Source organism: Tsukamurella tyrosinosolvens (assembly GCF_900104775.1).
In the GTDB taxonomy this organism is placed as follows: domain Bacteria; phylum Actinomycetota; class Actinomycetes; order Mycobacteriales; family Mycobacteriaceae; genus Tsukamurella; species Tsukamurella tyrosinosolvens.
The window spans coordinates 3,632,288-3,653,548 of sequence record NZ_FNSA01000003.1; the positions used below are offsets into that span (position 1 = coordinate 3,632,288).

Below are 21,261 nucleotides of genomic sequence, written 5' to 3' on the forward strand. Positions count from 1 at the left end.
GAGTAGCGGGCTACTCGATTCGGGCCGCATCACGGTGCCCCCGGGCGAGCGCGGACGCGAGGCCCGCGCGATCGGTCGCGTCCACCTTTGCGCAGGCGCGGTAGATGTGGCCCTCGACCGTCCGGACCGAGAGGAAGAGCCGGTCGGCGATCTCCTTGTTCGTGAGCCCGGCGGCGATGAGGTTCGCGATCTCCCGCTCCCGGGTGGTGAGCGGGAGGGGGTGGGCCGACTCCGCGAGCGCAGGTGTCCGCAGGCCGCCGCACGCCGCGGCCAGACGGTCGGCGGTGGCCGCCGAGTTGTGCATGGCGCTCCGGCGGTCCGCCTGGGCGTGGACGCTCGCCGCGGCGGCCGCCGCATCCGCCGCCGAGGGCAGCGCGCCGATCCGCTCGAACTCCGCCGCGCACGCGTCGAGAGCCGCGCCGTCCCGGGCGGCCAGTGCGCGGGCGTGGCGGGCGTACACCGGCACGAGCACGCCGTCCAGCCGGAGCGCGAGCGCGTCCAGACGGTCCGCGATCGCGGGATCGGCGTCACCGAGCCGCGCGGCGGTGTGGAGCGCCTCCGCCTCGATCGCGTTCTGTCCGCTCGCCGACGCCGCATCCGCCGTGCCGCGCGCGGTCGCGATCGCCGCGGACGTCGTGCCCGCGGCCGCCTCCTGCCATGCCTGCGCGAGCATCATCTGGTGGCCGAAGACCGCGACGTTGTCACCGAAGTGACGACGCGCGTCCAGCATCGCCGCGGCCGCCGCGGCCGCGTCGCCGAGGGCGGCGTACGCCTGCGCCAGCTGGAATCGCGCGGGGAAGACCCAGGAGACGTCGGGGCGGTCTCGCACCGTCGCGAGGGTCTGCTCCGCCTGCTGGACCACCCGCGCGTAGCGGCCCTCCGCGAGGTCGACGGCGCTGACGTGGATGCCGGAGAGTGCCCACGCGAGGAACTGTCCCGCCGATCGGAACTCGACGTAGCGCTGGGCCGCGGCTCGCGCGCGATCGAACGCGCCGGTCAGCGTCAGCGCGAGGATCTCGCCGTACCCCGCGGGGAAGCGCAGCACGCCGTCGGTGTGCGGCTCCGCCTCGCGACCGCGCGCCGCGAGCGCCGCCACCTCGTCTCCCCGGCCGGACAGCGCCCGCGCGAAACCGCCCGCGAAGACGGCCCATTCGACGGCCCAGGGGGTCGCGACGGGTGATTCGATCACCGCGTCCGCGAGCGCCAACGCCCGCGGCAGGTCGTCCGTGAAGGCGGCGCAGGCCGCCCCGATGCCCCCGACGATGAGCGCGAGAACGGGGGTGTCGACGCGCGCGGTCAGCAGCGCGAGCACCTCGTTCGCAGCGACGACGTCGCCGACGGCCCAGAACAGGTTCCCGATCCGCTGCGCGCCCCAGAGCACGAGCTCGACCTCGTCGAGATCCTCGGGGTCGAAGGAGCGCAGCACGCGATCGGACTCCGCGGCCTCGCCCTGCCACATGAGCGCCCGCGCCAGCAGGCACGCGGCCGGCAGGCCCGCTCCGCCGTCCAGCGCGGCGCGGGCGAAGCGCTCCCCCATGGGGACGTTCGCGAGCATGAGGGCGTCGCGCGCGGCCTCGCACAGGAGACCCGGGTCCAGGTCGGCGTCGCTGTCGAGGGCGAGCCCGGCCAGCCGGATCCGGTCCGACGCCGAGGCGACCTCCCGCCGGCCCAGCGCCTCGACGAGGTGCCCGCGCAGCCGCCGGGAGGAGGCGAATCCCAGTCGGCCCCGGATCACCTCGCCGAAGAGCGGGTGCGCGTAGCGGACGGAGAGGGCCCGGCCCTCGCGGGCGATGCGGATCAGTCCCTCGGACTCCGCCTTCTCCACCGCATCGTCGCCGCCGAGGTCGGCCAGCACGTCGAGGTCGATCGGTTCGCACAGCGTCAGCAGCTTGAGCACGTGCAGGACGGCGTCGTCGAGATGGTCGACGCGCCCGTCGAGGAGGGACGCCAGCTCCGAGGTCACGGCGGCGCGGCCGCGCATCTGCCAGACGCCGCCGACCTCGCGCAGCGCCCCTGACTCGAGTGCGCCCTGCACGAGGTGCTTGAGGTAGAGCGCGTTCCCACCGGACGCCTCCCACATCAAGCGGGCGGACAGGCCCTCGAGCCGTCCCCCGACCGCCGCCTCGACCAGCTCGACGCTCTGCTCCAGCGTGAAGGGCTCCAAGGCGATCCGGACGACGTGCCCGTCCTTCCACAGATTCGTGATGGCGTCGGGTACCGCTTCGCCGCTGCGCACCGTCGCGATGAGGTGGACGGCCCGGTCGATCGCGAGTTGGTGCAGCAGCGTGGCGGACAGCTCGTCGAGCAGGTGCGCGTCGTCGACGCCGACGACCAGATGCCCGTCCGCCAGGAGGGATTCCCGCGCCGCCGACAGGTACGTGACCGGATCGGTCGACGTGGCCGGGCCGACGAGATGCGCGAACACCCCGAGCGGTATCCCGCGCGCGGATTCCGTTCCCGCGACCCACTGCACGTGCAGGTTCGAGTCCGCCGCGACGGACCGCGCGAGCGTCGTCTTGCCGACGCCGGCATCGCCCGTCACGATCACGCCGCAACCGGCGGACGCCGTGTCGAGCGCAGCGCGGACGTCGTCGTACTCGCGGCCCCGCTCGACGATCCGCAACTGCTGTCGCATGAACACGTATTCTAGTACCGGCACGGCCCAACGGCGCCGGTCGAATCTCGCGGGTTTTCCTGCCCGACAGCTTGATTCGGGTACTAATGGTCGAAAATCCGATCTTTGCGATCCGCTGCGGTCGATTCGGCACGGTCGTCCACGGAGTCGGCGAGAAGTCGGGTAGTGCGCTACTCGTGTGCTCGGCGTCGACGCTGCGCAGAATCTCCTTCAGATCGCCGTACGCACCAGCGGAATTCCTCCCCCGCCCCGGCGATCTCCCGCACCGAAGGAGCGATCGAATGTCCGATTTCGTCTTCTGCGCCCGGGGCACCGGCGAATCCCTCTCGGGGAACATGCTGGACAACGTCTCCCGGCGATTGCACGGCGTCACCGTGGAACAGGTGATCTACAGCGCCTCGATCAGCCTGGACAACGCCGCCCGCGACCCGCTGGCACCGTCGGGCGACAACAGCGCGACCCAGGTGGTGAACTGGCTCCGCACCCGGATCGCCGCGCTCCACCCCGGCGACCGCTACATCGTCCTCGGTTACTCGCTCGGCGCCGTCGGCGTGAACCGGTGGCTCAAGACCAGTCCCGACACCGCGGGCTGCCGGATGGTCGGCACCATCGCCGACCCCAGCCGGCGGGCCGGCGTCTCCTACGGGCTCCCGATCGCGCCGAACCGCTTCGGCATCTACGCGACGGGCGGCACGGGCACGGTGCCGAACGACCAGCGATCGCCGGTGCCGCTGTTCGAGATCGCCAGTCCCGGCGACGTGATGACCTCGTGCCCCGCGGTCTCGCCCCTGCACGCCTTCGCCGGGCCGGTGATGGCCTTCACGCTCACCGACCCGAACGCGCTCATCGCGCAGCTGGTCGCCGGCGGGATCGATGACGTGGTGTCCGACCTCGCGAATGCCGGGCACTGGTTCGACCCGGGCTGGTGGTCCTGGCCGGCCGACCTCGCGGGCTTCGCGAACGGGCAGCACACCACGGCGTACGGCCTGCCGATGTGGCGCGACAGCGCCAATCGGCCGGTCTCGGGGATCGACCTGCTGGCCCGCGTGTGCAGCTGGAAGATGTCGGCGGTGCCGGCGTGAGCGCGTACACCCGCGATGCGGTCGCGGCGGCGTTCATCGCGGAGGGGCGCCGGTCCGGCGTCTCCGAGCGCGGGATCGTCATCTGCCTGGCCACCGGCCTCGTCGAATCGAATCTCACCGTCTACGCCAATCTCGCGGACCCCGACTCGCTCCAGGAACCCCACGACGCCGTCGGCTCGGACGCCAACAGCGTCGGGCCGCTCCAGCAGCGGGCGCCGTGGTGGGGCTCGAGTGCGCGCGAGCGCATGGATCCCGTGCTGAGCTCACGCCTGTTCTACGCCGCCCTGAAGGCGCTGGACTACGACTCGCCCGCCCATACCGCCGGCTGGTACGCCCAGCAGGTCCAGCGCTCCGCCTTCCCCGATCGCTACGACGAGCGGATGGCGCAGGCGCAGGACATCTACGACCGCCTCACCGCGGCCGGCCCTTCCCCCTCCCCCGACGTCGCGAACGGAGCCGCCATGTCCCCCGCACCCGCCTACACCGAGATCGACCGGATGGGCGACTCGCGTTCGTCGCGCAACGGCGCCGTGATCCGGAACTTCCTCCTGCACACCGAGGAGGGGAACAGCACGGCCGAGCGGCTCGCCGCCTACTGCAACGATTCGGCGCACGGCGCCAGCTACCACTACACGGTGCGCGACGGCGTCGTCTGCGACGTCGTGGACACCGACTTCGCCTCGTGGAGCGTTCTCAGCGCGAACCCGTACACCATCAACCTGTGCTTCGCGGGCAGTCACGCCGGCTGGTCGCGCGCGGACTGGCTCGAGCGCCGCGACGACCTCACGATCGCGGCGTGGCTCGCGGTGGCGGACGCCCGCAAGTACGGCTTCGCCACGACCGTCATCGCGCCGCCGTACCGCGTCACCGACGGCATCAGCGACCACCGGTACGTGACGCGGGCGCTCGGCATCGGGTCGCACACCGACGTGGGCGACGGCTTCCCCTGGGACGTCTTCGCCGCGGACGTCGCCGCGTTCACCAGTGCGGGCGCTCCCGCGGTCGTCGGGCAGCCCGACGGGGCCGCTGCCGCGCCGCCCGCCTCCCCGCCGGTCGACACCGCGGCGCGGGCGGAGGCGGCGATCACCGCGGCGGCCGCGCGGGCCGCCGACTGGATCGGGCGGCGGAAGGACCTCGTCGCGGTCGCCTGCCCCGACGGACGGGGGTGGTTCGCCGCCTTCCAGGGCGGCACCGTCTACTGGACCGCCCTCACCGGCGCGCACACGGTGCCCGCCAGGCTCCTCGAGTCCTACACCGGCTACCAGCGGGAGAACGGCCCGCTCGGCTACCCGGTGGTCGACCACACGGAGCTGCCGGACGGACAGGTCGAGGCGTTCGAGCGCGGCGTGCTGTACCGGCGCCGGGACGCCGCGCAGGGCTTCTTCGTCACGGGGACGATCGGCGCGCGGTGGGCGCGGGACGGCTACGAGAAGGGCCCGCTGGGGTGGCCGATCTCGTCCGAGATGAAGCTGTCCGACGGCGGGGTGCGGCAGGACTTCGAGCACGGGCGGCTGTACTGGTCGCCCGATGGGACCACGGTGGTCGGCACGACCGCCGCCGAGACGGCCGGCGCGGTGGGTGCCGCCGGTGCCGCACCGGCGGCCTGACCCGGAAAGAGGTGGAGATCATGGAGGACATCAGGAGCAGGATCTTCCCGCGGAAGATCCCCGAATCGGTCCGGCGGGCGCTGTACGCCACGGCCGGCCCGCTCGTCACGCTGCTGGCCGCGGGCGGCCTCATCCCCGGGAACCAGGCCGCCGCCTGGACATCCCTGGTGATTGCCGCGGTCACGCTGCTCATCGCGGTGGTCAACTGCGAGTCCCGCTGGCGCAACGCCGTCTACCTGACCACCGCGGCCCTCCAGGCGGTGCTGCAGGGCTACGGCATCGGCACCGACGCGACGTGGGCGGCGATCAGCGGCATCGTCGTGTCCCTGTTGGGGATCGGGCTGGCCGCGGCCTTCACGCCGTCGGGCCTGGCCGAGGAGAACCGCGCCGCACCGCCGCGCGCGGTGCCGGTGGGATAGTCCTGGGGAGGAACGACGAAGGCCCGGATCGCATGATCCGGGCCTTCCGTTGTACCCCCGATGGGATTCGAACCCACGCTACCGCCGTGAGAGGGCGGCGTCCTAGGCCGCTAGACGACGGGGGCTAGAACTGCTGCCGAGCGCGCACGAGGCGCCTCGACGATGTCGATGAAGGTAGCACACCTGCACCGAACGTACCCCCGATGGGATTCGAACCCACGCTACCGCCGTGAGAGGGCGGCGTCCTAGGCCGCTAGACGACGGGGGCTAGGACTGCGCCCTCCGCACGCGGAGGGCGCTGTCACGCTGGCCTACCAGGACTCGAACCTAGAATGGCTGAACCAGAATCAGCTGTGTTGCCAATTACACCATAGGCCAATGACTCTCCCCGAGATCGTTTCCGACCTCGTTTTGAGCCGCGATCCAGCTTACCCAGCCGCACTGGGAACGCCAAATCGCCAGGTCATCCCCTACTGCGGGGCGGCACCGTCGGCGGGCACCAGCGCGCGGGCGGCGGCGAGGCGGGCCAGGGTGCGCTCGCGGCCCAGCAGCTCCAGCGACTCGAACAGCGGCGGGCTGATGGGCGAGCCCGTGACGCCGACGCGGATCGGGGCGTAGGCCTTGCGGGGCTTGAGCGCCAGCTCGTCGATGAGGCGGCCCTTGAGGGCGCCCTCGATGGCCTCGGTGGTCCAGTCCGTGAGCCCCTCGAGCGCGGCGATGCTCTCGTCGAGCACCTGGCCGGCGTCGGCCTTGATGTTCTTCGCGGCGGCCGCGGGGTCGACGGCGAAGTCGGCCTCGTCGACGTAGAGGAACTTCAGCAGGTCCCAGGCGTCCGAGAGCACCACGATGCGGGTCTGCACGAGCTCGGCGGCGGTGCCGAATTCTGCGCCGAGGCGCGCGCCGTCGACGAAGCCGCGCTCGACGAGGAAGGTCCGCAGACGCGCCTCGAAGTCCTCCGGGGCGAGCAGGCGGATGTGCTCGGCGTTGATCGCGTCGGCCTTCTTCTGGTCGAAGCGCGCCGGGTTGGAGTTCACCCGGTGCACGTCGAAGGCGGCGATCATCTCATCGAGGCTGAAGACGTCGTTGTCCGGCGAGATGCCCCAGCCGAGCAGCGCGAGGTAGTTGAGCAGCCCCTCGGGGAGGAAGCCGCGGTCGCGGTGGTGGAAGAGGTTGGACTCGGGGTCGCGCTTGGAGAGCTTCTTGTTGCCCTCCCCCATCACGAAGGGCAGGTGCCCGAACTCGGGGGTGCGCTCGGCGACGCCGATCTTCTCCAGCGCCTCGTAGAGCGCGAGCTGGCGCGGCGTGGAGCTGAGCAGGTCCTCGCCCCGGAGGACGTGCGTGATCTTCATCATCGCGTCGTCGACGGGGTTGACCAGGGTGTACAGCGGGTCGCCGTTCGCGCGGGTGAGGGCGAAGTCGGGCACGCTGCCCGCGGCGAAGGTGGTCTCGCCGCGCACCATGTCGTTCCACGTGAAGTCGTGGTCGGGCATCCGCAGGCGCACGACGGGGCTGCGGCCCTCGGCGCGGTAGGCGGCCTTCTGCTCGTCGGTGAGGTCGCGGTCGAAGTTGTCGTAGCCCAGCTTCGGGTTCCGGCCGGCGGCGACGTGTCGCGCCTCCACCTCCTCCGGTGTCGAGAAGGCCTCGTAGGCGTGGCCGCCCTCGACGAGGCGCCGGACGACGTCCAGGTGCAGGTCCTTGCGCTCGGACTGGCGGTAGGGGCCGTACGGCCCGCCGACCTCCGGCCCCTCGTCCCAGTCGAGCCCGAGCCAGCGCAGCGATTCGAGGATCGCGGCGTAGCTCTCCTCGCTGTCGCGGGCGGCGTCGGTGTCCTCGATGCGGAAGACGAAGGTGCCGCCGGTGTGTCGCGCGTGGGCGAAGTTGAACAGCGCGGTGCGCACCATGCCAACGTGCGGCGTCCCGGTGGGCGACGGGCAGAAGCGCACCCGGACGGACCCGGGCGCGGCGGCGTTCGACGGTGCGGCGGAAGACTCAGTCACGGCGTCCAGGGTAGTCGCCGCGCGCGGCGCACCCGCTCACGAGTGCGCCGCGACCAGCGACCGGATCCTCTCCAGCTGGAGCGCGGAGACCTCGTCGGCACGCTCGTCCTCGGCGAAGACGTTGGAGCAGATGATCGCGTCCTCGCGGGCGAGGAACCCGGAAGCGCCGAGGTGGCCGAACAACTCGTCCCAGTCGACGTCGCCGTCGCCGATCGTGAGGTGCTGGTGCACGCGCACCGCGTTGCCCGGCGGATTGGTGATGTACCGCAGGCCGTGCGAGCGGCGGTGGTCGAAGGTGTCGGCGGCGTACACGGCGCCGAGCCGCTCCCCCAGCTGCGGGATCAGCGCGGCGGCCCGGTCGCCGTAGTGGAAGGTGTGGCTGCCTACGTAGACGAAGCCGACGGCGGGCGTGTCCAGCCCGCGGATGATCCGCCACGCCTCGAGGCCGTCCTCGACGAAATCGTCGGGGTGCGGGTCGATGTTGAGCGTGACGCCCTCCCGCTCGAGGAGCGGCACGAGCTCCTCCATGCTCCGGTAGAAGCCCGCCTCGGACTCCTCCGCGCGCTCGGGCCGCCCGCTGAACTCGGTGTTGATCACGGGGACCCCGAGCTCGGCGGCGATCGCGATGATGCGCCGGAAGTTCCGCACGGCGGTCTCGCGCTGCGGCTCGTCGGGCCACGAGATGCGCTGCACGGGAAGGAGCGAGGTGATCCCCACGCCCGCGTCGGCGGCGCGCTTGCGCACCCGGGCGAGCTGCGCCCGGTCCACGCGCGGGTGCGCGAAGAACGGGATGAAATCGGCGTGCGGCGTCAGTTGGATCCACTCGTAGCCGGCCTTGGCGGCCACGTCGAAGAAGTCCTCGACGTCGTGCGTCGAGTGGTAGGGCGTGGGATCGAGCGCGATGCGGACCACGGTGCCCCCTAGCCGCGCTCGGCGTAGAACGCCGGCATCTCGGGGAGCTCGACGGGCACGGGACCGGTCGTCTCCAGGGCCCTCACCCCGGCCGCGCAACACACCGCCACCTTGTAGCCGTCGAAGGCCGACGGCCCGGCGATGGTGCCCACCTTAGCGGCGTCGACCCAGGCCTGCACCTGGCGGTCGTAGGCCTCGCGGAACCGGGTGGTGAAGTCCCCGTGGTCCGCGACGGAGAACCGGCCCTGCTGCCACATCTGCAGGCCGGCGGGCTCGCCGATCCGGGCGACCCCGCGCTCGAAGACGGCCTCGGTCTCGACCTGGTAGCCGAACTCGATGGAGACGTTCATCTCGACGTCGACCAGCACGCCGTTGTCGAGTTCCATGAGCACGAGGATCGGTTCCCGCAGGTGCTCGGGGCTCCGCGAGTTGCGGCGCGGGTACTTCACCTCGACCGAGGTGACGACGCCGCCTGCCAGCCACGGCACGACGTCGAACTCGTGCACCACGGAGTCGTTGATGAGCATGGTCTGCACGTAGCTCTCGGGCACCGAGGCGTTGCGGTGGCGGGCGTGCAGCATGACCAGCTCGCCGGCCGGCTTGGCCGCCACCACCTTCCGCAGCTCCTCGTACTCGCGGTCGAAGCGCCGCATGAAGCCGACCTGGATCAACTGCCGTCCGCCGGCCATCTCCGCCTCGACGACGCGCCACGAGGAGTCGGGGTCCTGGGTGAGCGGCTTCTCGCAGAGCACGGGCAGGCCGGCGGCGAGGACCTTCAGCAGCGCCTCCTCGTGGAACTGTCCGGGGGTGGCGACGAGCACGGCGTCGACGACGCCGGACGCGAGCGCCGTATCGAGGTCGGCGAACCCGGCGGCGCCGGGGGCGAGGTCGAGGGCGGCGGCCCGCCGGGCACCGTCGGGCTCGACGACGGCGGCGACGGTCGCCCCCGCGATGGTGGTGGCGATGCGCCCCACGTGGTCGGCGCCCATCAGGCCGGCGCCGACCACGGCGACGCGGAGGTCGTTGGTCATGGTGCTGGAGTCTCCTTGCAGGTCTTCGGTTCCGGGCCCGGTGTCCGGGTCGTGGGAATCAGCGGGTGCGGGTGAGCGGGTGGCAGCCGAAGATGTGCTGCCGGGTGCGGGTCGCGATGCCCGCGGGAAGGTCGATGTCGCAGCCGGGCATGTCCTGCTCGACGATGGCGAACAGGTCCGGGTTGATCCGCAGCGCCGCCTCGATGACGGGGGCGAAATCCGGGATGCCGTTCGGCGGTTCGACCATGATGGCGGAGGCGGCGTCGGCGAACGGGGTGTCGTTCTTGAGCACCTCCCAGATCAGCGCGGGGTCGATCTGCTTGAGGTGCAGGTAGCCGATGCGCTCCGGGTGGCGCTGCATCAGGGCCACGTTGTCACCGCCGTAGTACGCGAAGTGGCCGGTGTCCAGGCACAGGTTGAGGTAGCGCGGGTCCGTCTCGGCGAGGAGTCGCTCCACCTCGCCGGTGGTGCCGACGTGGCTGTCGGCGTGGGAGTGGAACTGTTGCTTGATCCCGTACTCCTCGGCCAGGGCCTTGCCGAGCCGGTCGTGGCCGGCGGCGAGGGCCTTCCACTGCGCGTCGTCCAGCGTGCGGGCCTCGAGCGCCTCGCCGGTGAGGTCGGAACGCCACAGGTCGGGGATCACGACGATGTGCTCGGCGCCCAGGGCGCCCACCAGGGTCGCGACGTCGCTCACCTGCTTCCAGGCGCGGTCCCACTGGTCGGCACCCTTGTGGAAGCCGGTGAAGATCGTGCCGCCCGACAGTTCGAGGTCGCGCTTGTCGAGCTCGTCCTTCAGCCGCTGCGGATCGGTCGGCAGGTAGCCGTACGGGCCCAGTTCGATGTAGTGGTACCCGGCCTCGGCGACTTCGTCGAGGAAGCGCTCCCACGGGGTCTGCCGCGGGTGGTCGGCGAACCACACGCCCCACGAGTCGGGGGCGGTGCCGATGCGCAGGCCTTCGGTGTGGGCGGCGGTGGAGGCGGTCGTGCCCAGGGTGTCGGTCATGACGGTGGTCCTTAGGTCGGATCGTGGAAGTGATGGGCGAAGGCTTCAGCCGAGGAGCGGCCGCTGCGCCTTCTGCTGGTCCAGGTACTCGGCGCGGGCGGTGGCGGTGCTGTCGATCGTCGACACTGCGGCGACGGGCACGTCCCACCACCCGTTGCCCTCGGGGGCGTAGAGCTGCGGGTCGTTGTGGATCTGGATGACGGTGGGCCCCGATGCCGCCTTGGCGGCGCGCACGGCATCGGTGAGCTGCGCGATCGCGTCCGGTCCGGGTGCGATGTCGATGACCCGCGCGCCGTAGCTGCGCGCGTTGGCGGCCAGGTCGACGGGCAGGAACTCGCCGCGCTCCAGGTCGGGCGCGGGGACGCCGCCGGACTCGTCGGCGGTCCGGTAGCGGGTGCCGAACCGTTGTGACCCGACGGTCTCGGAGAGGTGGCCGATCGAGGCGTAGCCCTGGTTCTCGACGATGACGACGATGAGCTTGATCCCCTCGGCGACGGCCGTCACCAGCTCGCTGTTGAGCATGAGGTACGAACCGTCGCCGACCATCACCACGACGTCGCGGTCGTCGCCGAGGGCCAGGAGCCCGCGCTTGGCGCCGAGGCCTCCGGCGATCTCGTATCCCATGCAGGAGAACGCGTACTCGACGTGGTAGCCGAGCGGGTCCCGCACGCGCCACAGCTTCTGCAGATCGCCCGGGAGGGAGCCGGCGGCCTGGATGATCACGTCGGCGGGGTCCATCGCCGCGTGCACCGCGCCGATCACCTCCGGCTGGCCCGGCAGGTCGGCACCGGTGGGAGCCAGGGCCGCGTCGACGACCGCGTCCCAGTCCGCCTTGGCCGCCGTGGCGGTGGCGACGGACTCCGGCGGAACGCGGTAGTCGGCGAGCTCCGTGCGCAGCGCCGCGAGGCCCTCGCGGGCGTCGGCGATGAGCGGCAACTGGGAACCGTGCTTGTAGGCGTCGAAGGACGCGACGTTGAGGTTCACGAAGCGCACGCCGGCGTCCTGGAAGGCGGTGCGGCTGGCGGTCGTGAAGTCGCTGTACCGGGTGCCGATGCCGATGATCACGTCGGCCTGCGCGGCGATCGCGTTGGCCGCAGCCGTACCGGTCGCCCCCACGCCGCCGAGGTTCAGCGGATGGTCCCAGGCCAGCACGCCGCCGCCCGCCTGCGTGGTTCCGACGGGGATCGACGTGGCCTCCGCGAACCGGCGCAGCTCGTCCTCCGCTCCCGCGTAGAGGACACCGCCACCGGCGACGATGAAGGGGCGCTTCGCCTCCCGGATCGCCGCAACGGCGCGGGCGAGCGGGCCGCGCTCGGGCAGGGGCCGCCGGAGGTGCCACTCGCGATCTGCGAGGAACTCCTCGGGGACGTCGACAGCCTCGGCCTGCACGTCCTCGGGCAGGGCGATGGTGACCGCGCCGGTCTCCACCGGATCGGTCAGCACCCGCATCGCGGCGAGGGCGATGGAGAACACCTGCTCGGGCCGCTGCACGCGGTCGAAGAACCTCGACAGCGGACGGAAGGCGTCGGAGACCTGCAGCCCGATGTCGTGCGGATGCTCGAGCTGCTGCAGCACCGGATCGGCGACGCGGGTGGCGAAGGTGTCGGAGACCAGGAGCAGCGCGGGCAGCCGATTCGCGGTCGCGAGCGCGGCGCCCGTCAGCATGTTGGCGGCGCCCGGACCGACGGACGCCGTGCACGCGTAGGTGCCGCGCCGGCGGTGCATCCGGGCGTAGCCGACGGCCTGGTGCACCATGGCCTGCTCGTTGCGCGCCTGGTGGTAGGGCATGAGGCCGGCATCGGTGGCCGCGTACTGCAGCAGCGCCTGGCCCACGCCCGCCACGTTGCCGTGGCCGAAGATGCCGAAGGTCGCCGGGACGGTGCGCTCGCGCACGGCGCTCACGGTGCCGTCGCCGTGCACGACCTCGTCCACGGTCCACTGGTGCGCCAGGAACTCGATGAGGGCCTGGCCCACGGTCATCCGCCGGGTGCTCATCGCTCGTCTCCTTCGGTCGGTGCGGCCGTGTACGGCAGCCGCGGATCGGGGCCCTGCGCGGGCCAGGTGTGCCGCAGCCATGCCTGCCGCGGATCGTCGCTGATCAGCCAGACCCGTTCGGGGTCGGGGCCGGCCATGACGTTGAGGTAGTAGAGGTCGTACTCGGGGGCGGCCATCGCGGGGCCGTGGTAGCCGTAGGGCACGAGGGCGATGTCGCCGGTGCGGACGAGGGCGTTCGTGTCGATCTCCCCCGCCGCCGACGAGTAGGTGACGAAACTCCCGAAGGCGTCGGCGTCCTCGGGCACGCTCCCGGCGGCCAGGCCCCGGGCGGGCGCCGCCTCGAAGTAGTAGATCTCCTCGAGCCGGGACTCGTGGCCCGCTATGTGCTCGTCGTGCTTGTGCGCGGGATGACTGCTCCAGTTCCCGCCCGGGGTGATCACCTCGCACACGATGAGGGCGGCCGCGTCGAGCGCGCCGGGCGTGCCGAAGTTGTGCACCTGCCGGGTGTCCCGGCCGGCGCCGCGCACCTCGACGGGCACGTCGCCCGCGGCGATGTGCCGCGTGGGCCGGCGCTGCGCTGTCGGGGCCTCCGCGATCGCCACCCGGGCCGGGCCGCGGACCGTGAATCCCCCGCCCGCTCCGACGTACAGGACGTCGGTGGGGCCGTCGAAGACGGACGCGCGGCCCGCGAGGGCGACGAGGGGGCCACCGTCGAAGCCCGCCGCGGCGGCCGCGTCGAGTTCGACGGAGACCCCGCCCGAGAGCGGCACCACGATGCGCTCGATGTCGCCGCCGGGCAGCACCATCGGCGCATCGCCGAGATCCGCGACGCGGATCCCGGTGTGCGCCCAGCCGGGCAGGGAGCCGTCGACCACGGATTCCCACCCGTCGCGCGCCAGTGCGCCTCGGGCGTGGAACCATTCGTTGGGCGTCGCCATCGCCGTCCTCTCCTGTTCCGTCCTCGCGGACGATGTTGCTGCCGGAAGCCGTTCGCGTCAGTCGTTCTGGGGGAATCCCAGGTCGACTCCGCCGTGGCTGGGGTCGAGCCACCGGCTCGTGATCGCCTTGAGCTGGGTGAAGAACTTCACGCCCTCGGCGCCGTGCGCCTTGGTGTCGCCGAACATCGAGTCCTTCCAGCCGCCGAAGCTGAAGGTGGCCACGGGGACCGGGATCGGCACGTTGATGCCGACCATGCCGACGCGGATGTCCTTCTGGAACCGGCGCGCGGCGCCGCCGTCGTTGGTGAAGATCGCGGTGCCGTTGCCGAAGGCGCCGGCGTTGATGAGGTCCACCCCCTCCTCGTACGAGGCCACGCGGACGATCGCGAGCACGGGTCCGAAGATCTCCTCGGTGTAGACCCGCGACGTGGTCGGGACGCGGTCGATCAGGGTCGGGCCGAGCCAGAATCCGTGGGCGTCGCCGTCGGGGTTCACGTCGCGGCCGTCGACCACCACGTCCGCGCCGTCCTCGACGGCGACGTCGATGTAGGAGGCGACCTTGTCGCGGTGCGCCTGCGTGACCAGCGGCCCCATGTCGCATCCGCGGCGGCCGTCGCCGATGCGCAGCCCCGCCATCCGAGAGGTGATCTCCTCGATGAGGGCGTCCGCGACGGGCTCGACGGCCACCACGACCGAGATGGCCATGCAGCGCTCGCCGGCCGAACCGAAGCCGGCGTTGATGGCGGCGTCGGCGGTCAGGGCGAGGTCGGCATCGGGGAGCACCAGCATGTGGTTCTTGGCGCCGCCGAGCGCCTGGACGCGCTTGCCGTGCGCGGTGGCGGTCTCGTAGACGTACCGGGCGATCGGCGTCGAGCCGACGAACGAGACGGCGGCGACGTCCGGGTGGGTCAGCAGTCCGTCCACGGCCTCCTTGTCGCCGTTGAGCACCGTGAAGACGCCCTCGGGCAGGCCGGCCTCGCGCCACAGCTCGGCGATCCAGATCGCGGCCGACGGGTCCTTCTCGCTCGGCTTGAGCACGACGGCGTTACCGGCGGCGATGGCGATGGGGAAGAACCACGCGGGCACCATCGCCGGGAAGTTGAACGGGCTGATCACCGCGACCACACCGAGGGGCTGGCGGGTCGAGTAGACGTCGATCCCGGAGGAGACCTGCTCGCTGTACTCGCCCTTGAGGTGATGCGCCATGCCGCACGCGAACTCGACGACCTCCTGGCCGCGGCTGATCTCGCCCAGGGCGTCGGAGAGGACCTTGCCGTGCTCGCTGGTGATGATCTCGGCGAGCTCGCCCTTGCGGGCGTTGAGGAGCTCGCGGAAGGCGAACAGCACGGACTGGCGCTTGGCGAGGGAGAGGTCCCCCCAGCTCTCCGAGGCCTGCTTGGCGGAGGCCACGGCGGCGTCGATCTCGGCGCGGTCGGCGAGCGCGACGCGCTTGGTCACGACGCCCAGGGCGGGGTCGTAGACGTCCGCGGTGCGGCCGCTGCTGGACGGGTACTCGGCACCGTCGATCCAGTGCGGGACGACGGTGAGGGTCTCGGTGGTGGTCATGGAGCGGCTCCTTCGCGGAGGTGGATGCGGGTGGTCAGGCCCCGTGCACGAGGCCGGCGGCGGTGTCGACGGCGGCGGTCACGTCGCCGTCGCGGGGGTAGAGCAGGGTGCGGCCGACGACCAGGCCGTGCACGCCGGGCAGGGCGAGCGCCTTGGCCCACGAGGCGTAGACGGCAGCGGGATCGCCGCCCGGGTCGCCGCCGAGGAGCAGGGTGGGCAGCGTGGTCGCCGCCATGACGCGTTCCATGTCGTCGACGACGGGGAGCTTGAGCCAGCTGTAGGCGGAGGTGTTGCCGAGGCCGGAGGCGATGGCGACCGAGTTGATGACGGCCTCCGTCGAGAGGTCGTTGCCGATCTTCCCGTCGGTGCGGCGGCTCATGAAGGGCTCCAGCATGATCGGCAGCTTCGCGGCCGCCGCGGCGTCGACGGCGCGGGCCGTGGCCTCGAGCGTGGCGACGGTGCCGGGGTCCTCGAGGTCGACGCGCACCAGCAACTTGCCGAAGTCCAGGCCGCCGCGCCGCATCGCGGGCACGTCGTAGGCGGTGTACCGGTCGTCCATCTCGAACGCCGCGCCGCGCAGGCCGCCGCGGTTCATGGAGCCGACCACGATCTTGTCGTCGAGGAGGCCCAGGAGGGCGAGGTCCTCGATGACGTCGGGGGTGCCGAGCACGCCGTCGACCCCGGGGCGGGAGAGGGCGAGCGCCATCCGCTGCAGCAGGTCGTACCGGTCGGCCATGGCCATCGCGTCGGAACCGACGCCGAGCGCGCCGCGGGCGGGGTGGTCCGCCGCCACGATGAGCAGCCGGCGGTCGCCGCGGACGAGGGGGCGGCGGATCCGCGCGCCGAGCACGTCGGCGATGGCGTCGGGGTTCTCGTGCCGAGCGGCGCGCAGCCGGTCGAAATCGCCCGCCGTGAGCGGGCCGGTGGTGCGGGCGGTGTCAGACATGGTTGTTGTCCCGTTCCTCGATGACGGACTCCACCTCGTCGGTGGTGGGCATGGCGGTCGAGCATTCGCGGCGCGAGGCGACGATGGCCCCGGCGACGTTGGCGAAGCGCAGGACCCGCTCGAGCGGCCAGCCCGCGAGCAGGCCGTGGCAGACGGCGCCGCCGAAGCCGTCGCCGGCGCCGAGTCCGTTGATGACGTCGACGAAGTGCGGTGCGACCTCGACACTCTCGTCGCGGGTCTTCGCGAGGACGCCCTTGGGGCCCTGCTTCACCACGGCGAGCTCGACGCCGCGCTCCAGCAGGGCGTCGGCCGCGCGGCCGGGCTCGGTCTCGCCGACCGCGACCTCGCACTCCTCGCGGTTGCCGATGGCGACGGTGACGTGCTCGAGGGCCTTGCCCACCTCCTGGCTCGCGACCTCGGCGGACTCCCAGAACATGGGCCGGTAGTCGAGGTCGAGCACCGTCAGCGGGGCGCGACCCCGGGCGTTCCACGCCGTGTGGTGCGCGGAGCGGCTGGGCTCGCGGGAGAGCCCGGTGACGGTGGCCCAGAAGATCTTCGCGGAGCGGATCGCGTCGAGGTCGAGCGCGTCGTCGTCGAGCATGAGGTCCGGCGCGATCGGGTCGCGGTAGAAGTAGAGCGGGAAATCGTCCGGCGGGAAGATCTCGCAGAAGGTGACGGGGGTGTTCAGCCCGCGCACCTCGCCGACGTACCGGTCGTCGACACCGAGCCGCACCAGCTCCTGGTGGACGAAGCGACCGAACGGATCCGCGCCCGTCGCCGTGATGACCGCGGACCGTCGCCCATGGCGTGCCGCGGCCACCGCGACGTTGGTCGCGCTCCCCCCGAGGTACTTGCCGAAGGTCTCGACCCGGTCGAGCCCGACACCGTCCTGCAGGGGGTAGATGTCGACCCCTACCCGCCCGATGGTGATCAGGTCGAACGGCGCACCGTGGGTACCGGCATCAGTCATGTGGGAGGCCCTCCTTAGCCCTGGTCCCGGACGAGACGTGGATCACTCCCGCTCATTTGTCCTGTCAATCTAACAGAAGGAGGCGACAATCTTCAATAGGCTTCTAGCTGCATAAATCCAGCGCCTGGGAGCGTCGCCGATCCGACGGAGACGCCGAGTACCGGCTGACATGAGCGTCATATGTGCGGACATAGACCAAGTCGCATTGCAAGGGGCGATTGTACGAACAAACGCTGATCAGCGCCCGCATTTCCCGCTTCGGTGCACTAGACTGCATCGCATGTCGCCTGCCCCGGTCTCGGTCGAACTGGACCGCACCAGCCCCGTGCCGCTGTACTACCAGCTGGCACAGGCCCTCGAACGTTCCATCCTGAACGGCGAGCTGGTGCCCGGGGACCGGATCGAGAACGAGATCGATCTCGCCAAACGACTGACCCTGTCCCGCCCGACCGCCCGGCAGGCCATCCAGGCGCTCGTGGACAAGGGGCTGCTGGTGCGCAAGCGCGGCGTCGGCACCCAGGTGGTGCGCAACGAGGTGCACCGCGCGGTGGAGCTCACCAGCCTCTACGAGGACCTCATCGCCGCGGGCCAGACCCCGTCGACGGAGCTGCTCGACTACCGGCTCGGCCGGCCCGACGAGGAGATCGCCGACGAGCTGGGCATCGAGCACGACGCGCAGGTGGTCTCGATCCGACGGCTGCGCAGCGCGGACGACGTACCGCTGGCGATCCTCTCGAACTACATCCCCGCCGAGCTCGCCCCGGCCCCCGACGAGCTGCAGAGCAAGGGCCTGTACCAGTGCCTGCGCGGGCGCGGCATCACGATCGCCCAGGCACAGCAGCGGATCGGCGCGCGCATCTCCGACGACGACGAGTCGCGCCTGCTCGACGAGCCCGCCGGCGGCGCCGTGCTGACGATGCAGCGCGTCGCGTTCAACGAGTCCGGCACCGCCATCGAACTGGGCCGCCATGTGTACCGGGCGTCGCGGTACTTCTTCGACGTCTCGGTGTTCAGCCGCTGACGTCCACCGCGGCGAGATTGGGCGGCACGACGATCTGGATCGCGGAGGGCCGCGGCCGGTGCGGACCGGTGATGGCACCGTGGAAGCCCATGATCGCGTGCGCGGCGCCGCGGAGGTCCGCGCGCAGGTCGTGATGCAACACGGCCGAGATCCGGCCCGCCAGCAGCAGTTCGCGATTCGATTCCGCGAGGTCGTGGCCGATGTAACCGCGATAGGACCGCCGCGCGTCGTCGAACGCCGCGACGATGCCGCGGTTGCCGCCCCCGGGTGAGTAGACGGCGGCGATGTCGGGCTCGCGGACCAGCACCGCGGCCACCTCCCGCCGGCACACCGCGTCGAGGCCGCCCGTGTCGTCGAGGCCGACGATCCGCCGCGCCGGGTCGGTCCGCGCGATTTCGGTGCGGAACCCCGTCTCCCTCTCCTCCTCGCCCCGGAACAGCCGGCCACTGCTCACCACGAGCAGCGCTCCGGCGGACTTCCCCACCCACTGCGTGACGAGGTGCGCCGCCGTCGCACCCGCGGCGCGGTTGTCCATGCCCACGTACGCGATCCGGGCACTCTGCGGCACATCGGTCACCACCGTGACCACCGGGATCCGGCGCGCGGTGAGGCGGCCGATCGCCGCCGCGACCGCGGGCGTATCCGGAGCCTTGAGGACGACGCCGTGGCTGCCGCGGCGGGCGATGCCGTCGAGCACCGCGATCAGTTCCTCCTGCTCCCACGCCTCGCGCACGTGATACCGGGCGCGGAAGACCGCAGGACGCAGGGTGGGGAGCTCGGCCTCCAGTGCGGCGCGGGTCAGGTCCGAGAAGCGACGCGGCGTCTCCATGACGAGATCGAGCATGAACCGCCGCCCCGACAGCCGCAGCTGCGAGCGCTGCCGGTCGAGATCCACGATCGCCTGCCGGACCTGGGCCGCCGTCCCCTCGCGCACCCCGGCACGGCCGTGCAGCACGCGGTCGACGGTGGCCTCACTGACGCCCGCCTGCCGTGCGATCTCGCGGATCGGATGGGAGTGCGCCACCACCGGACCTCCTCGCGCTGAGGGATTCTTGAGGGATTTCCGGGGTGTCCCGGACCTCGACAGCTTGCCACGATGAATCCGGGGACGGACACCGATTCCCCACTCCCGCTTCACATCGACGTCAGGAACACCGACATGTCCACCACCTCACCCGCGCGGTCCGGCGCGCCGGACCGGGAGAGCCGCATCACCGAAGGCGACTGCGACCTCGACGCGTTCGCCGCGCTGCTGCAGGCCGAGACGGACCTCGCGCAGTACCCCTATGCGGACCGGGCGGTGCGCGGGGTCCTCTTCTACGGCGCGGCCGCCACCGAGGCCGCGGGCGATCCGGTCGCGCGCGAGGACCTGTCCGACGAACTGGCACGGGCGCTGTCGACCGGACCCGGCATCGTCGTCTTCGACGGCGCCTTCGGCGAGCGGCACGGCCTGCGCGCGTCGACCGAACTGTTCACCGCGATGATCGCCGAGCAGCGCGCCACGGGCTCCGGCGGCGGCGACCACTTCGCCGCCCCGGGCGCCAACGACCGGATCTGGAACGCCCTCCAGAAGCACGCACTGCGCGACCCGGCGTCGTTCGCCCGCTACTACGCCAACGACGTTCTCGCGCTCGTCGCGACCGCGTGGCTGGGCCCGATGTACCAGGTGACCTCCGCGATCAACGTGGTCAACCCCGGTGGGACGGCGCAGTCCCCGCACCGCGACTACCACCTCGGCTTCATGGAACCGGAGACCGCGCAGCGCTTCCCGCGGCACACGCACCTGCTCTCGCCCGCGCTCACCCTGCAGGGCGCCGTCGCGCAGGTGGACATGCCCGTCTCGTCGGGCCCCACCCTGTACCTGCCCTACTCCCAGCGCTACGAGCCCGGCTACGTGGCCTTCACCCTTCCGGAGTTCCGGGACTACTTCGAGGCGAACCACGTCCAGCTCCCGCTGCGCGCCGGCGACGCCGTCTTCTTCAACCCGGCGCTGTTCCACGCCGCGGGCTCGAACCGGTCGGCGGGCATCCGCCGGATGGCGAACCTGCTGCAGATCAGTTCGGCGTTCGGACGCGCGATGGACGCCGTCGACCGGTCCGCGATCCTCCGGTCGGTGTATCCGCAGCTGCAGGCGCTCGACGCGGCCGGCGAGACCCGCGCCGTGGCGAACCTCGTCGCCGCCTCGGCCGAGGGGTACGCATTCCCGTCGAACCTGGACCGGGACCAGCCGCTCGACGGCATGCACGGCGAGACACAGGCGGAACTGACCTTCCGTGCGCTCGCCTCCGGCCTGGCCCCGGAGGCCTACGCCACCGAGCTGGCCGCCCTCGACGAGCGGCACCGCCCGTGACCGCGCGGCCCGCCGACCTGGCGGACAAGGTGGTCCTGGTGTCGGGCGGCAGCCGGGGCGTGGGCGCGGCGGTCGTCCGCGAGGCGGCCGCTGCGGGCGCCCGCGTCGCCTTCACCGGCAGGGACGCCGCCAACGGAGAGACACTGCGCTCCGAGCTCGCAGCGAACGGGGTGGAGGCGCTGTTCGTCCGCGCGGACGTCGCCGATCCGGCGCAGGCGACGGGCTCCGTCGAGGCCGTCGTTGAGACGCTTGGCCGGGTCGACTGCCTGTGCAACGCGGCGGGTCTCACCTCCCGCGGCACACTGACCGGGACCACGCCGGAGCTCTTCGACGAGCACATCGCGATCAATCTCCGGGCGCCCTTCTTCACCATGGCCGCCGCGGTGCGGGACATGCGGTCTCGGCACGCGCCCGGCACCGTCGTGAACATCATCTCGATGTCGGCACACGGCGGGCAGCCCTACCTGGCCCCGTACGTGGCGGCGAAGGCCGGGCTGATCGGCCTCACGAAGAACGCCGCTCACGCGCACCGGTTCGACCGGATCCGGATCAACGGACTCAACATCGGCTGGACCGAGACGGAGGGCGAGGCCCTGGTGCAGAAGCGGTTCCACGACGCTCCGGACGATTGGGCCGAGCGCGCCGGGCGGGAGCTCCCCGCCGGTCGCCTCGCCTCCGCCCGCGACGCGGCCGCGGCGGTGGTGTTCCTGCTCTCGGACCGGAGCGGCGTCGTGACGGGCTCGGTGATCGACTGGAACCAGCAGGTGAGCGGCGCCTACGACTGAGAAC

At 71.9% G+C, this 21,261-nt stretch carries 17 protein-coding genes and 3 tRNA genes; 6 read left to right on the forward strand and 14 right to left on the reverse strand.

Going from position 1 to position 21,261, the window contains the following annotated elements; genetic code table 11:
* Positions 1-10: 10 nt before the first annotated feature.
* Complete coding sequence (locus BLW32_RS19980) at positions 11-2,635, reverse strand: helix-turn-helix transcriptional regulator (protein ID WP_068739716.1); 2,625 nt, start codon at positions 2,633-2,635, stop codon at positions 11-13.
* A gap of 281 nt (positions 2,636-2,916) precedes the next feature.
* Here BLW32_RS19980 and BLW32_RS19985 point away from each other — a divergent pair, with 281 nt between their 5' ends.
* Genes BLW32_RS19985 through BLW32_RS19995 form a run of 3 tightly spaced genes read left to right on the forward strand, consistent with a single transcriptional unit; the run spans position 2,917 to position 5,743 of the window.
* The gene (locus BLW32_RS19985) at positions 2,917-3,717 is read left to right on the forward strand and encodes a hypothetical protein (protein ID WP_068739432.1); all 801 of its coding nucleotides are present in this window, start codon (positions 2,917-2,919) and stop codon (positions 3,715-3,717) included.
* Positions 3,714-5,324 carry an N-acetylmuramoyl-L-alanine amidase gene (locus tag BLW32_RS19990; protein WP_231857280.1) on the forward strand — a complete coding sequence of 537 codons (1,611 nt, stop codon included), beginning with the start codon at positions 3,714-3,716 and terminating at the stop codon, positions 5,322-5,324. Before BLW32_RS19985 ends, BLW32_RS19990 begins: the two co-directional genes overlap by 4 nt.
* Positions 5,325-5,344: 20 nt before the next feature.
* Positions 5,345-5,743, forward strand: a complete 399-nt coding sequence (locus BLW32_RS19995) for a phage holin (protein WP_139286271.1) — start codon at positions 5,345-5,347, stop codon at positions 5,741-5,743.
* A gap of 52 nt (positions 5,744-5,795) precedes the next feature.
* Here BLW32_RS19995 and BLW32_RS20000 read toward each other — a convergent pair.
* From BLW32_RS20000 to iolC, 12 genes are all read right to left on the reverse strand, one after another.
* Positions 5,796-5,868, reverse strand: a tRNA-Glu gene (locus BLW32_RS20000).
* A 70-nt stretch (positions 5,869-5,938) separates the two neighbouring features.
* A tRNA-Glu gene (locus BLW32_RS20005) sits at positions 5,939-6,011 on the reverse strand.
* 38 nt (positions 6,012-6,049) lie between these two features.
* A tRNA-Gln gene (locus BLW32_RS20010) sits at positions 6,050-6,121 on the reverse strand.
* A gap of 92 nt (positions 6,122-6,213) precedes the next feature.
* Positions 6,214-7,740, reverse strand: a complete 1,527-nt coding sequence (gene gltX, locus BLW32_RS20015) for a glutamate--tRNA ligase (RefSeq protein WP_068739436.1) — start codon at positions 7,738-7,740, stop codon at positions 6,214-6,216.
* A gap of 36 nt (positions 7,741-7,776) precedes the next feature.
* Entirely contained in the window at positions 7,777-8,652 is an 876-nt protein-coding gene (locus BLW32_RS20020; RefSeq protein ID WP_068739438.1) for a sugar phosphate isomerase/epimerase family protein, read from the reverse strand.
* A gap of 8 nt (positions 8,653-8,660) precedes the next feature.
* Positions 8,661-9,683, reverse strand: coding sequence for a Gfo/Idh/MocA family protein (locus BLW32_RS20025; RefSeq protein ID WP_068739440.1), 1,023 nt, complete (start codon positions 9,681-9,683; stop codon positions 8,661-8,663).
* Positions 9,684-9,741: 58 nt separating this feature from the next.
* On the reverse strand, positions 9,742-10,686 hold the full coding sequence (locus BLW32_RS20030; RefSeq protein WP_068739442.1) for a sugar phosphate isomerase/epimerase family protein: 945 nt from the start codon (positions 10,684-10,686) through the stop codon (positions 9,742-9,744).
* A 45-nt stretch (positions 10,687-10,731) separates the two neighbouring features.
* Complete coding sequence (gene iolD, locus BLW32_RS20035; protein ID WP_068739444.1) at positions 10,732-12,681, reverse strand: 3D-(3,5/4)-trihydroxycyclohexane-1,2-dione acylhydrolase (decyclizing); 1,950 nt, start codon at positions 12,679-12,681, stop codon at positions 10,732-10,734.
* Positions 12,678-13,619, reverse strand: coding sequence for a 5-deoxy-glucuronate isomerase (gene iolB, locus BLW32_RS20040; RefSeq protein WP_068739446.1), 942 nt, complete (start codon positions 13,617-13,619; stop codon positions 12,678-12,680). The genes iolD and iolB overlap by 4 nt, the downstream gene beginning before the upstream one ends.
* Before the next feature lie 57 nt (positions 13,620-13,676).
* Entirely contained in the window at positions 13,677-15,185 is a 1,509-nt protein-coding gene (locus BLW32_RS20045; protein WP_068739448.1) for a CoA-acylating methylmalonate-semialdehyde dehydrogenase, read from the reverse strand.
* Between the two features lie 34 nt (positions 15,186-15,219).
* Entirely contained in the window at positions 15,220-16,131 is a 912-nt protein-coding gene (locus BLW32_RS20050) for a Cgl0159 family (beta/alpha)8-fold protein (RefSeq protein ID WP_068521470.1), read from the reverse strand.
* A complete protein-coding gene (iolC, locus tag BLW32_RS20055) occupies positions 16,124-17,101 on the reverse strand; it encodes a 5-dehydro-2-deoxygluconokinase (RefSeq protein WP_068521472.1) in 978 nt (325 codons plus the stop codon). The genes BLW32_RS20050 and iolC overlap by 8 nt, the downstream gene beginning before the upstream one ends.
* 280 nt (positions 17,102-17,381) lie before the next feature.
* Between iolC and BLW32_RS20060 the strand changes: the two genes are divergently transcribed.
* Complete coding sequence (locus tag BLW32_RS20060) at positions 17,382-18,122, forward strand: GntR family transcriptional regulator (RefSeq protein WP_068521474.1); 741 nt, start codon at positions 17,382-17,384, stop codon at positions 18,120-18,122.
* On the opposite strand, the gene BLW32_RS20065 is transcribed toward BLW32_RS20060, so the two are convergent.
* Positions 18,112-19,146 carry a LacI family DNA-binding transcriptional regulator gene (locus BLW32_RS20065; protein ID WP_068739718.1) on the reverse strand — a complete coding sequence of 345 codons (1,035 nt, stop codon included), beginning with the start codon at positions 19,144-19,146 and terminating at the stop codon, positions 18,112-18,114. The two genes, BLW32_RS20060 and BLW32_RS20065, sit on opposite strands and share 11 nt — an antisense overlap.
* A gap of 135 nt (positions 19,147-19,281) precedes the next feature.
* On the opposite strand from BLW32_RS20065, the gene BLW32_RS20070 reads away from it, so the two are divergent.
* Together BLW32_RS20070 and BLW32_RS20075 are read left to right on the forward strand one after the other, a co-directional pair.
* Positions 19,282-20,472 (forward strand): phytanoyl-CoA dioxygenase family protein, encoded by a 1,191-nt coding sequence (locus BLW32_RS20070; RefSeq protein ID WP_068739722.1) that lies wholly within the window; start codon positions 19,282-19,284, stop codon positions 20,470-20,472.
* Positions 20,469-21,257, forward strand: coding sequence for an SDR family oxidoreductase (locus BLW32_RS20075; RefSeq protein ID WP_082791170.1), 789 nt, complete (start codon positions 20,469-20,471; stop codon positions 21,255-21,257). The genes BLW32_RS20070 and BLW32_RS20075 overlap by 4 nt, the downstream gene beginning before the upstream one ends.
* The last annotated feature ends 4 nt before the right edge of the window (positions 21,258-21,261 follow it).